11 protein-coding genes are annotated in these 11,648 nt (G+C 60.1%); 10 read left to right on the top strand and 1 reads right to left on the bottom strand.

All coding sequences use genetic code 11. The features are described 5' to 3' along the window. The first annotated feature begins 1 nt into the window (after position 1). Genes cobN through cobJ form a run of 5 tightly spaced genes read left to right on the top strand, consistent with a single transcriptional unit; the run spans position 2 to position 7,118 of the window. A complete protein-coding gene (gene cobN / locus AAE514_RS03905) occupies positions 2–3,895 on the top strand; it encodes a cobaltochelatase subunit CobN (RefSeq protein WP_347330201.1) in 3,894 nt (1,297 codons plus the stop codon). Further along, complete coding sequence (locus AAE514_RS03900; RefSeq protein ID WP_347330200.1) at positions 3,885–5,021, top strand: hypothetical protein; 1,137 nt, start codon at positions 3,885–3,887, stop codon at positions 5,019–5,021. Before cobN ends, AAE514_RS03900 begins: the two co-directional genes overlap by 11 nt. Beyond that, the gene (locus AAE514_RS03895; protein WP_347330199.1) at positions 5,021–5,650 is read left to right on the top strand and encodes a precorrin-8X methylmutase; all 630 of its coding nucleotides are present in this window, start codon (positions 5,021–5,023) and stop codon (positions 5,648–5,650) included. The genes AAE514_RS03900 and AAE514_RS03895 overlap by 1 nt, the downstream gene beginning before the upstream one ends. Then, the gene (locus AAE514_RS03890; protein ID WP_347330198.1) at positions 5,647–6,372 is read left to right on the top strand and encodes a precorrin-2 C(20)-methyltransferase; all 726 of its coding nucleotides are present in this window, start codon (positions 5,647–5,649) and stop codon (positions 6,370–6,372) included. The genes AAE514_RS03895 and AAE514_RS03890 overlap by 4 nt, the downstream gene beginning before the upstream one ends. Further along, positions 6,369–7,118: a precorrin-3B C(17)-methyltransferase gene (gene cobJ / locus AAE514_RS03885; protein WP_347330197.1), complete on the top strand. Its 750-nt coding sequence runs from the start codon at positions 6,369–6,371 to the stop codon at positions 7,116–7,118. Before AAE514_RS03890 ends, cobJ begins: the two co-directional genes overlap by 4 nt. Here cobJ and AAE514_RS03880 read toward each other — a convergent pair. Continuing rightward, positions 7,094–7,843, bottom strand: coding sequence for a cobalt-precorrin-6A reductase (locus tag AAE514_RS03880; RefSeq protein ID WP_347330196.1), 750 nt, complete (start codon positions 7,841–7,843; stop codon positions 7,094–7,096). The two genes, cobJ and AAE514_RS03880, sit on opposite strands and share 25 nt — an antisense overlap. Between AAE514_RS03880 and cbiE the strand changes: the two genes are divergently transcribed. The 5 genes from cbiE to AAE514_RS03855 form a co-directional block, all read left to right on the top strand. Further along, the gene (gene cbiE / locus AAE514_RS03875) at positions 7,842–9,050 is read left to right on the top strand and encodes a precorrin-6y C5,15-methyltransferase (decarboxylating) subunit CbiE (protein ID WP_347330195.1); all 1,209 of its coding nucleotides are present in this window, start codon (positions 7,842–7,844) and stop codon (positions 9,048–9,050) included. The two genes, AAE514_RS03880 and cbiE, sit on opposite strands and share 2 nt — an antisense overlap. Positions 9,051–9,055: 5 nt before the next feature. After that, positions 9,056–9,412: a cobalamin biosynthesis protein gene (locus AAE514_RS03870; protein WP_347330194.1), complete on the top strand. Its 357-nt coding sequence runs from the start codon at positions 9,056–9,058 to the stop codon at positions 9,410–9,412. Further along, positions 9,409–10,215 (top strand): precorrin-4 C(11)-methyltransferase, encoded by an 807-nt coding sequence (cobM, locus tag AAE514_RS03865; RefSeq protein WP_347330193.1) that lies wholly within the window; start codon positions 9,409–9,411, stop codon positions 10,213–10,215. Before AAE514_RS03870 ends, cobM begins: the two co-directional genes overlap by 4 nt. Next, on the top strand, positions 10,208–10,963 hold the full coding sequence (gene cobF, locus AAE514_RS03860; RefSeq protein WP_347330192.1) for a precorrin-6A synthase (deacetylating): 756 nt from the start codon (positions 10,208–10,210) through the stop codon (positions 10,961–10,963). The genes cobM and cobF overlap by 8 nt, the downstream gene beginning before the upstream one ends. A gap of 302 nt (positions 10,964–11,265) precedes the next feature. Continuing rightward, positions 11,266–11,648, top strand: a 383-nt coding sequence (locus AAE514_RS03855; protein ID WP_347330191.1) for a hypothetical protein, incomplete at its 3' end; no start/stop codon positions are given.

The raw sequence follows: 11,648 nt of genomic DNA, 5'->3' as shown, positions 1-11,648 counted from the left end.
CATGCATCTTTTTGCGGCCCAACCCGGCGGGTTCGTGGACGAGGAAGGCATCCTCGACCTGCAACAGACGCCGGGCGATATCGTCATTCTTTCAGCGGCCGACAGCAGCTTGTCCGCATTGGCTCAGGCCGTCGAGCGCTTGGGCGAGGGCTACCCGTCAGTGCGGCTGGCCAATTGGATGAACCTTCTCAAGCCAGCGGCTTACGACCTCTATGAAACCAAGGTGTTGGAACAGACATCTCTGGTTATTCTTTCTTTGCTGGGCGGTACCGGCTACTGGGAATATGGTTACGAACGGCTATTGGCCTGGGCCGAAGCGGCCCCGGGCCGGCAACTTATTGTAGTGCCCGGCTGCGATGAGCCGGACGACGGGCTGCTTGAAGCCTCCACCGTGCCCTTTGAGACGGCCTGGCTGGTGTGGCGCTATTTGCGCGAAGGCGGCACCGACGGGGCGGAGCAACTGCTGCGGTTTGTCGGCGAGCAATGTCTGCAACTGGATTACGCTTGGCGTGAACCCAAGGCCATCGCCAAAGCGTCGCTCTACCGACCCGACGTTGATAGCGGTACTCATGAGACCACGCTGGCACAATGGCGAGCGTCTCAGTCGCCCGGTCAGCCGGTGTGTATTGTGGTGTTCTACCGCAGCCATTTGCAGGGGGCCAACACTCAGGTTATCGACGGTTTGATCCTGGCTCTGAACCGTAAGGGGATCAGCCCGCTACCGGTGGCCGTGGCTTCGCTTAAAGACGAACACTGCCTGGCTTACATCAACGAACTGATAGAGCAAACAGGCGCGGTCTTAGTCGTCAATACCACAGGGTTTTCGATCAACCGTTCTCCCGGGGATGTGGACGCCTTGTCGAGCCTGGAAAGCGAGAGCGCCTTTGTGGGCGCCCCCGTGGTACTGCAAGCGATTCTATCCAGTAGTACCGAAGAGGATTGGCAGAATCAGCCCGGCGGTTTGCGTAGCCGGGACGTGGCGATGCAAGTGGTTCTGCCGGAAATGGATGGCCGTGTAATCACTCGTGCCGTGGGTTTTAAAACGGAAGCTCACTATAGCGAGCTTTGCCAACTCTCGATTATCCGCCATCAGCTGAATCCGGAACGGGCGGATTTCGTGGCCGAACTGGCTCGACGGTTTTGCGTGCTTCGCCATATCCCTAATGCTAAGAAACGCCTGGCGCTTATTCTGGCCAACTATCCCAACCGCGATGGACGAATTGGTAATGGTGTGGGACTGGATACGCCGGCCTCCACCGTAAAGATTCTGCAGAGTTTGAAAGCCTCGGGTTATCCGGTGGCCGATATACCGATGGACGGCGGCGGACTGATTGCGGCTTTGCAGGCAGTGGTCACCAATGACCCCAATAACACGGCTCAGCGCCCCTGTGCCCAAAGTATTGCGCTCGACGATTACCTCGCCTGGTTTCAAACTCTGCCACTGGCACTGCAGCAAACGGTGTGGTCGCGCTGGGGGCATCCCCGCCAAGACCCCAAATGTCGGGGCGGTCGGCTGATGATTGCCGGGATTCGCCTGGGTGAGACGTTTGTCGGGATTCAGCCTGACAGGGACTTGGGCGAGAACCCGACAGCGACCTATCACGATACGGAACTGGCGCCGCCGCACAGCTACCTGGCCTTTTATCTCTGGTTGCGCGAGCACTACCGCGTGGACGCGGTGGTCCACGTGGGCAAGCACGGCAACCTGGAATGGCTGCCGGGCAAGAGTACAGCCTTGTCCGCCGAATGTTGGCCAGACATTGTGCTCGGCCCCTTGCCTCTGTTTTATCCGTTCATTGTCAATGACCCGGGCGAAGGCGCACAGGCAAAGCGCCGCACCCAGGCAGTCATTGTCGACCACCTCATGCCGCCCATGGCGCGAGCCGAGCTCTACGGCGCCATGGCGGAGCTGGAGTCTCTAACGGATGAATACTATCAGGCGCTGGGGATGGACCCCCGCCGCGAAGCACTATTGCGTCAGTCGATCCTCGATCATCTACGCCAGAGTGGCATTGACCAAGAACTGAACCAAGGCGCCCCGGTCAACGCCGAGGAGGGGGATGAGGCACTTCTCAACGAGTTGGATGCCTACCTTTGCGATATTAAAGAATCGCAAATCAGGCATGGCTTACACGTGCTGGGCGTGCTCCCCGAAGAAGACAAGCTCGCCGGCACCCTGGTGGCGATGTTGCGACTGCCGCGCGGTAGTGAGCCGGCCTATTGCGGTATTTTGCATAACCTTGCGGCGGACCTTCGCCTCGCCCCTGTGGAACAGGGTGGCGGAAAGTGTTTTGACCCATTGGCTCTCGGGGCAGAGCCTTGGGAAGGGCCTCGCCCCGAGGCCTTGCAACGCCTCAGTGACACGCCCTGGCGCAGTGGTGCTGATACCCGTGAACGCCTGGAAACATTGGCACACCAGATCGTGCGGGAGCACGTGGTACAGGTTGACGTACAAAGCGAGGTGAGTGAGGCGCTCGCCGCTGCCTACCCAGCTACGGCTGAGCAATGTCGTTACGCTCGCCACACCGTTTTGGCGGCCCTAAAGCGGGGCGCCTACATGGAAATACAATCACTGCTTGATGGTTTGAGTGGCTATTTTATTCCCCCCGGCCCGAGCGGCGCCCCCACTCGCGGGCGCCTGGATACGCTGCCTACCGGGCGAAACTTTTTCACGGTCGATAACCGGGCCATTCCTTCGCCCGCCGCCTGGACCCTGGGCAAGAAATCCGCCCAGGCATTTATCGAGCGCTACTTGCAAGATAACGGGGACTTTCCCAAAAGCCTGGGTTTATCAATTTGGGGCACGGCGGTGATGCGCACCGGCGGTGACGATATCGCTCAGGCGTTGGCATTGATGGGCGTTAAGCCGGTATGGTCCCAGGGCTCTCAGAGGGTGGTGGATGTGGAGGTTATTCCCACCATGTTGCTTGACCGCCCACGGGTGGATGTGACCTTGCGCGTGTCCGGCTTCTTCCGCGATGCCTTTCCCAACGTCATCCGTTTGTTTGATGCCGCCGTCCAGGCCCTGGTGGAGTATGAAGAGCCTGGCCAGGAGAACACCATCCGCAATGCGGTGCTGGCACGCCAGGCACAACTTGAACAACAGGGGCTTTCCGATATCGAGGCCAAGCGTCAGGCGAGCTACCGCGTATTTGGCAGCCGGCCGGGAGATTACGGGGCCGGTCTTAATCGCCCCCTGGAGAAGCGTAGTTGGCAGTCCAGGGATGATCTGGCGGAAGCCTATATTCAAGCCGGTGCCTATGCCTATGGTCAGGTCGGCGAATACGGCGTCTCGGCTCGGGCGGACTTTGAACACCGGCTGGCCGGTTTGGATTCCGTCCTCCACAACCAGGACAACCGGGAACACGATATTCTGGACTCCAATACCTATTTCGCCTTTCAGGGCGGTATGGCCAATGCCACCCATAGCCTCAGTGGCGCCATGCCCACGACCTTTCACGCTGACCACGCCAACCCCGCTCAGCCACGCATTCGCACGCTCAACGAAGAAATTAACCGGGTCGTCAGGTCGCGGGTGCTGAACCCGAAGTGGATAACGGCCATGCGTGAACACGGCTACAAGGGGGGCTTTGAAATGGCGGCCACAGTGGACGCCGTGTTTGGCTACGATGCGACAACCGATCTGATTGCCGATTACCAATACGAGCAGGTGACCGACGCGCTGCTGACCGACCCGGTCAATCAACAGTTCTTAAGGGAGTACAACGTATCGGCTCTGGAAGATATGGCAGAGCGGTTATTGGAGGCCATGCAGCGGGGCTTTTGGAAAAAACCTGGCGCTTACGCCGAGGTAATACAGAACTTGCTCCTTGAATTGGACGAAGCCCAGGAGCGTGCCGGAACCATCGCCGGCGGGGGGTCCCATGGAGGATAAGGTCTGCATTAAAGGGCGATGCCCCGGCGCTTGGCAGCCCATGGCTTCCGGCGATGGGTTAATCGTGCGTGTACGTCCTCGACATGCGCAGCTCAGCCGGTGTCAGGTGGAAGCCCTTTGCGAGGCGGCGGAGCGTTGGGGGAGTGGGGTGATTGACCTTACCAACCGTGCCAACCTCCAACTACGCGGCGTTCGTGAAGTGGCTTGGCAGCCGCTCATTGAGGCTTTGGCTCAAGCGGATTTAGTGGATGAGGCTCCCTCACTCGAAGCGCGCCGCAATCTACTGGTGGCGCCGGACTGGCTGCCGGGCGATGACACGCACCAGAGCACCACGGCCTTACTGAACCAACTGGCCGAGCTGCCGGAATTACCTGCCAAGGTGGGTTTTGCCGTGGATGCGGGCGAACGCCCCGTCCTGATGGCTGACTCCGCGGACTTTCGTATCGAACGGGCGGTCTCGGGGCAACTGCTGGTTAGGGCGGATGGACGTCAACGGGGCACACCCGTTCAATCAGCGGCTGACGCGGCGGCGCTCACGGTTCGGTTGGCGCACTGGTTTGTCGAATCCGGTGGCCCCCTGGTGGGGCGGATGCGGCGCCACGAAAGTCCCTTGCCACCCTGGGCACCGGCTTCTGTATCGCCAGCGAAGTCGCGCCCGCCATTGGCGCTGGGAAACCACCCGCTTGGCGCGGTTTACGGGTTGCGCTTCGGGCAAGTGGACACTGCAACACTGCGCCGGCTAATGAGCACCGGCGGTATTGAAAATGTGCGAGTAACGCCTTGGCGTCGGCTATTGGTTACCGGGGTGAAAGCCCGCCCTTTGGACGGCCTATTGCTCGATAACCAAGCACCGGAGCTAAGGGTTGATGCCTGCCCCGGCCTCCCTGGGTGTGAGCAGGCCACCGTGAGCACGCGGCCACTGGCGACGCAGCTGGCGGGGGCAACGGCCGGTTCACTGCATGTGTCCGCTTGCCCCAAGGGCTGCGCACGGCGTCTGCCGGCGGACGTTTGTGTTGTCGGCCGGGAAGGTCGCTATGATCTGGTTTTTCGTGGAGGCGCTGATGAAGAGCCTTGCCTCACGGGGTTAACGGAATCTCAAGTACGCCATTATTTTGGAGTGGAATAATGCTTCACACTTATGAAACAGACGGCTCGGCCATTTATCGGGACTCTTTTGCGATTATTCGGGGGGAGGCCGAGCTTAATCAATTCCTTGATGAAGAAGAACCGGTGGCGGTGCGCATGATTCATGCGTTGGGAATGATTGAGCTGGCTCCCTGGATTCGGTTCAAGGACCAAATGGTCTCCCGAGCGCGGGCCGCCTTGGAGCAGGGAGCGCCCATCTTATGTGACACTCGCATGGTGGCCGAAGGCATCACCCGCGCACGCCTGCCGGCTGATAACGCCATTGTTTGCACCTTAAACGATGACCGAGTTCCCGGGTTGGCAAAGGAAATGGGGAACACCCGCACGGCGGCGGCGCTTGAGTTATGGCGACCGTTGTTGGCCGACGCCGTGGTGGCCATTGGCAACGCGCCCACGGCCTTGTTTCATTTACTCAATATGCTTCAAGACCGAGACTGCCCACGCCCGGCGGCGATTATTGGTTGCCCGGTTGGCTTTGTGGGTGCGGCGGAGTCCAAGCAGGCACTGTGGGACAGCGGCGCCGCGCCTTGCTGTATTGTGCGGGGCCGGCTGGGAGGTAGCGCGGTCACCGTGGCGGCCGTTAACGCGATAGCTGATCGAACAGAATGACGACGGGTAAAATTTACGGTGTGGGCCTGGGCCCAGGCGCTCAGGATTTAATGAGTGTGCGCGCCAACAACTTAATCCGGCGGGTTCGCCATATTGCCTATTTCCGTAAAAAGGGGCGCAAGGGGCACGCCCGCAGTATTGTGGAAGGCATGCTGGCGGACTCGGTCATAGAGTTGCCTATGGAATACCCGGTGACCACGGAAATACCCGTCAGCGACCCGCGTTACAACGCGTTATTGTCAGACTTTTATCAGTCCTGTGTGGATCACCTGACCGAGCTGACTCAAGCCGGCGAGGATGTTGTTGTCTTGTGTGAAGGAGACCCGTTTTTCTACGGTTCTTTTATGCACCTTTATACGCGCCTTAAAGACCAAGTGCCGGTGTCGGTGGTCCCCGGTATTACCGGTATGTCCGCCGCCTGGACCGCCACCGGCCAGCCCATCACCTGGGGCGACGATGTGATGACCGTCGCCATGGGAACCTTACCCGAAGCCGACCTGGCTCAGCGAATGGCGGAGACTGACGCGCTCGTGGTTATGAAAATTGGTCGCAACCTGGCTAAAGTCCGGCGGGCGCTGGACCTGGCCGGCCGAACAGACGAAGCCTGGTTAATCGAATACGCCGCCATGGCGGAGGAGCGCGTCACCCCCTTCCGGGAGGCCGGAGACATCGCACCTTACTTTTCCATTTTGCTGATCCACGGAAACGGGAGGCGACCATGAGCGGTTCACTCGTTATTGCCGGACTGGGTCCGGGGGCGGAAGCGTTGGTGACCCCACAGGTGAGTCACGCACTGGAAGAGGCCACGGATGTGGTGGGTTATGGCACCTATGTGGAACGCGTTCCGCCTCGGCCAAACCAAGTGCGCCATACCTCGGATAATCGCCAGGAGCTCGACCGGGCCCGGCATGCACTACAGTTGGCGGCGGCGGGTCGTAAAGTGGCTTTGGTGTCATCGGGTGATGCGGGGGTATTTGCCATGGCCTCGGCTCTATATGAAGCGCTGGAATTTGGACCCCTTGAGTGGCGCTCACTGGATATAAGGGTTCTACCGGGCATCTCCGCCATGCTGGCGGCCAGCGCTTCAGTGGGTGCGCCGCTGGGGCATGACTTTTGTTGTATCAACCTGTCAGATAATCTCAAGCCCTGGGCACTCATTGAAAAGCGGCTTCGCCTGGCGGGCGAAGCGGATTTTGCCATGGCGCTTTACAACCCGCGCTCCAAAGCCCGCCCAGAAGGGTTTGCCCGCGCGCTCGAGGTATTGCGGGAGAGCTGCGGGCCGGAGCGGGTCATCATATTTGCCCGGGCCGTTTCCACGCCCAACGAACAGGTCCGCATTACCACTCTGGCCGATAGTCAACCGGAGATGGCCGATATGCGGACCCTGGTTATGGTGGGCTCAAGCCTGACCCGGGTCATTGAACAAAACGGGCAAGCCCGAGCCTACACACCCAGGGCCACCTCATGACCGAGCCAGCGCAAAACCTGATCAACGCTGTGCACTTCAGGGCGGGTGGCGAGCGTAGGGCGCTTGATCATCAACACCGGCAGCCCCAGCTCGCGAGCCGCCAGCAGTTTGGCCGCCGCTCCCTCGCCGCCAGCGTTTTTGCTGACCACCCGCTCGATCCCATGGCGCTTAAGCAGCGCCAGGTCGCCTTTCGTCGTGAAGGGGCCCCGGTCTACGGTGACGGTACAGTTCGGAAGCGGCAGGGCACCCGTAGGCTCGTCCACCAGCCGCAACAGGTAGTGATGTTGCGGTTGGCTTGCAAACGCCTCCAGGTGTTGCCGACCGATTGCCAACATGACTCGTTGGCGGGGGCCCGCCAAGGCCTGAACCGCCGCCTCGACGTTGGCCACCTCTTGCCAGCGGTCGCCTTCAACCGGTTGCCAGGGCGAGCGGGTGAGTGCCAGCAGGGGAACGCCGCTTTGGTCGCTGGCCAAGACGGCGTTTCGGCTCATTTGTTCCGCAAAAGGGTGAGTGGCGTCCACCAGGTGCGTAAAGCCTTCGGCTCTCAAAAATTCTCCCAAACCTTCAGCCCCGCCAAAACCACCGGTACGGACCGGTATCGGTTGGGGCTTGGGTGTTTTGACGCGGCCGGCATAGCTATACAGTGCAGGCACATCAGTTTTGGCAAGGGCCTGGGCCAATTCCCCCGCTTCCGTCGTACCGCCGAGGATCAGGACTTTAATCATGGTTAACCTTGGGAATGCCCACTGGCTGACAATTATAGGATGGGGGGAGCGTGGCATATCCGGTGTTACGCCGGCAACCCTCAATGCCCTGGAGCAAGCGGACATTATTTTCGGCGCCCGCCGGCATTTGAAGGTGTTACCTCGTCTGAAGGCTGACGTTCGTGAGTGGCCGGTTCCTTTCGCCGAGGGGATTCCCTTGCTCTTGGCTGAACGGGGTCGGCGGGTGGCCGTGTTGGTTTCGGGCGATCCGTTTTGGTTTGGCGCCGGGACGGTACTCGCGCGCCATATCGCCGCTTCGGAATGGGTGGTACACCCGGGGCCCTCGACCTTTAGCTTGGCCGCGTCGCGATTGGCTTGGGGATTGGAGTCGACCTACTGCCTGGGGCTTCACGCCGCGCCGCTTACCCGCATTCGGCCCTTTCTGCAGCCGGGCCAGCGCCTGCTGGTTCTGTTGCGCGATGGAGACGCGGTTGCCGAACTTGGTGCTCAAGTGACTCAATGGGGCTTCGGGCCCAGCATTATGCACATCCTTGAGGCGCTGGATGGTCCCGGGGAACGTCTACGCAACATTAAGGCGAATAAGGTACCGCCGGGGGATGTTCAGCATCCCGTTGCCGTAGGCATCGAGGTGGCCGGGGAGGGGCCACCCTTACCGCGTACCGCCGGCCTGCCCGACGACTTTTTCGAGCACGACGGCCAGAGGACCAAGCAGCCCGTTCGGGCCCTGACCCTGTCGGCACTGGCCCCCGGGGCGGGAGAGCGGCTGTGGGATATCGGGGCGGGCTCCGGGGCTATTTCGATCGAATGGCTGCTGGCTCACCCGGATAATCAAGCCATTGGCTTTGAGGCATCAGCGGAACGAGGGAGTAGGGCGGCCCGAAATGCCCGCTCGCTGGGCGTGGACTGGCTCGAAATCGTCGAGGGGAGGGCGCCGGAGGTGCTGGCAGGTCAACCCTCGCCGGATGCCGTTTTTATCGGCGGCGGCTTATCCCAGGCTCTGCTTGAAACGCTTTGGGAATACTTGCCCGAAGGGGTTCGAATCGTGGCCAATGCGGTGACGCTGGAGTCGGAAAGTTTGTTGATGCAATGGCATCAGACGCGAGGGGGAGAGCTCCATCGCCTGGCTTTTTCCTCGGCCGGCGCGCTCGGGCCCCGGCGCGGATGGAAAGCTCAGTACCCCATTATTCAGTGGCGGGTCACACGATGATCGTCATGGGTCTTGGTCACCGTCGCGAAGCGGGGTTATCTTCTCTTGCCGACGTTTTTGAGTCTCTGACCCAGCGTTACGGTCCAGTGGAAAGCCTTGTCGCGCTGGCCGATAAGGCTGAGTGGGTCCAGTTGCTGGGGGCTGAACGGGGGCTTCCCGTGGTTCTTGTAGAGGATAAGGACTGCGGAGGAGTCGAAACCCTCACCCGTTCGCCCTACAGCCAGCGTGAAAAAAACACAGGCAGCGTCGCCGAAGCCCTGGCGTTGCTCGGAGCGGGGCCGGGTTCACGCCTGCTCGGGCCCCGCCAAATATCGAACGATCGAATGGCCACCGGCGCGATAGCGGAACAGATACGTTTATGACAGTACACTTTATTGGTGCCGGTCCCGGCGCCCCGGATCTACTCACCCTGAGAGGCCGAGATTTAATCGCCGCCTCACCGGTCTGTCTCTATGCCGGCTCGCTGGTGCCCGAGGAGGTACTGAGCCATTGTCCGGCTGATGCACGGGTTATTAATACGGCGCCTCTGGCTTTGGACCAGATCATTGAAGAAGTTCAACGGGCGCACGGCAACGGTCAGGATGTTGCGCGTCTTCACTCCGGCGACTTATCGGTTTGGTCCGCCATGGGCGAGCAGCTTCGCCGCCTTGAGCAACTGCACATTCCCTACTCAATCACTCCCGGTGTGCCCGCATTTGCCGCCGCGGCTGCTAGCCTCGGCAAGGAGCTTACCCTGCCGGGAGTGGCCCAGTCCGTGGTGCTGACCCGCACCCAGGGGCGGGCCAGCACCATGCCAGAAGCCGAAACGCTTGAGAATTTCGCCCGCACCCGGGCGACATTGGCGATTCACCTTTCCATTCATAAACTTTCCCACGTCGTGAGGGAGTTAATGCCCTTCTATGGCGATGACTGCCCCGCTGCGATTGTCTGGCGTGCCAGCTGGCCGGAGGAGCGAGTAATCCGAGGCACCCTGGCCACGTTGGAACAGTTGGTGGACCCAAGCATTACCCGCACCGCACTCATAGTGGTGGGCCAGGCGTTGGCGGCAAACGATTTTCAGGACAGCTGTTTATACGCTGTGGATTACGACCGCCGTTTCCGCCCCCAGTCGGCCGCCTCGGCCTTTGCGGGCTCGTCATTCCAGGAAAAGACAAGCCATGATTGAGCTGGCCTTTATCGGAATTGGCACCGGCAACCCGGACCACGTCACCCTGTCCGCGATTCGCGCTCTAAACGATGCCGATGTGGTTCTACTGCCGCGCAAGGGAGAGGCTAAAGCAGATCTGGTGGATCTAAGGCGCATGCTATGCGAACGACTGCTGGAGCCGGGCCGCTCAGCGAAAGTCGTAGAGTTTGATCTACCCACCCGGCGGGACAGCGCCGATTACCTCATGGCGGTGGAAGAATGGCATACCGCCATTGCCACTGTATGGGGGGAGATGGCCGATACCTACCTCCCCGATGGCGGTCGCGCCGCGCTTATGATTTGGGGTGACCCATCGTTGTACGACAGCAGCCTGCGAATTGCCGAGCGTTTGAGCGAGCGGGGGAAAACCCTGGAGGTACGTGTAATACCGGGTATTACCAGTATTCAAGTGCTGACGGCTGAACACCGCATTCCGCTCAACGCTTTGTCTGAACCGGTGTTAATCACGACAGGGCGGCGTTTGCGAGAGCGCGGTTGGCCTGTGGAAGTCCCCAACGTGGCGGTGATGCTCGACAGCGGTAGCGCCTTCGACACCCTCTCACCCAAAGGTATTTACATTTGGTGGGGCGCCTACCTGGGAATGGATAAGCAGTGTTTAATAAAGGGATGGTTAAGCGAGGTGGGCTCTCACATTACGGCACGCCGGGCGAAACTCAGAGAAGAAAACGGCTGGATTATGGATGTCTATCTGTTGGCGAAGCCATGACTGTATTCTCTTTCGGGGCATGGCGAACTGGCTCGGCGCAATGAGAATGACACCTTTGATTTAGGCGCACGGCGGGATGTGACGGACATCGCCGGCGGAGGCTCCACGGTCGGTCGGTAATGGAGACCCCAACAATGAGGGCGATGTCGATACCGCTTCGAGCAAAATGGCACGGCTTGAAGCCGCCAACGATGAAAAATATCGGCGTGAGACTCTTTCTTGCGCTTGACGTTATGATAACCATAGGTATCATGGCGATGATGTTTCTGTGTAAGGACCGAGTTTAGGAAAAGGAGCCCTTGATGTTCGATGAAAACGTAAGCTCAGGTTTTGGTAAACAATACCGAATCACTCAACACCGGTCGATGAACGCCGCCCGCGATGGGGAAACGCTTGAAGATTTTCGGCATTGCAGAACTAGCGCCGAAGGGTTTGTAAAAGGGCTTCGCCTCAGCGAATATGACCTATCTCAATTGGTGAGTCGCCTCGTTGGCTCCAGCTCCCACTGGATGTCCATCGCAGATTACGAGCAGCAGCTGGCCAAGGCGATTGCCAGCGGAAGTCTGCTTGTCTATTCCAAAACGCCCGCCAAGAAGCGTCGCCCTACCACGGCGGCGGGGCTCGGTGGGGCGGCTAAACGAAAACCGGAAGAAGCGGCACCAGCGGAGCCGGTGTCGAATACAGC

It is taken from the genome of Marinimicrobium locisalis, assembly GCF_039822625.1.
Taxonomy (GTDB): domain Bacteria; phylum Pseudomonadota; class Gammaproteobacteria; order Pseudomonadales; family Cellvibrionaceae; genus Marinimicrobium; species Marinimicrobium locisalis.
This window is presented reverse-complemented; position numbering and strand designations above follow the sequence as displayed.

Excerpts from the sequence above, each read along its gene's own strand:
- cobF (WP_347330192.1), top strand. The coding sequence starts at position 10,208 with ATGATTGAGCTGGCCTTTATCGGAATTGGCACCGGCAACCCGGACCAC.
- AAE514_RS03880 (WP_347330196.1), bottom strand. The coding sequence starts at position 7,843 with ATGATTAAAGTCCTGATCCTCGGCGGTACGACGGAAGCGGGGGAATTG.
- cbiE (WP_347330195.1), top strand. The coding sequence starts at position 7,842 with ATGGTTAACCTTGGGAATGCCCACTGGCTGACAATTATAGGATGGGGG.
- cobN (WP_347330201.1), top strand. The coding sequence starts at position 2 with ATGCATCTTTTTGCGGCCCAACCCGGCGGGTTCGTGGACGAGGAAGGC.
- AAE514_RS03895 (WP_347330199.1), top strand. The coding sequence starts at position 5,021 with ATGCTTCACACTTATGAAACAGACGGCTCGGCCATTTATCGGGACTCT.
- AAE514_RS03870 (WP_347330194.1), top strand. The coding sequence starts at position 9,056 with ATGGGTCTTGGTCACCGTCGCGAAGCGGGGTTATCTTCTCTTGCCGAC.
- cobJ (WP_347330197.1), top strand. The coding sequence starts at position 6,369 with ATGAGCGGTTCACTCGTTATTGCCGGACTGGGTCCGGGGGCGGAAGCG.
- AAE514_RS03900 (WP_347330200.1), top strand. The coding sequence starts at position 3,885 with ATGGAGGATAAGGTCTGCATTAAAGGGCGATGCCCCGGCGCTTGGCAG.
- cobM (WP_347330193.1), top strand. The coding sequence starts at position 9,409 with ATGACAGTACACTTTATTGGTGCCGGTCCCGGCGCCCCGGATCTACTC.
- AAE514_RS03890 (WP_347330198.1), top strand. The coding sequence starts at position 5,647 with ATGACGACGGGTAAAATTTACGGTGTGGGCCTGGGCCCAGGCGCTCAG.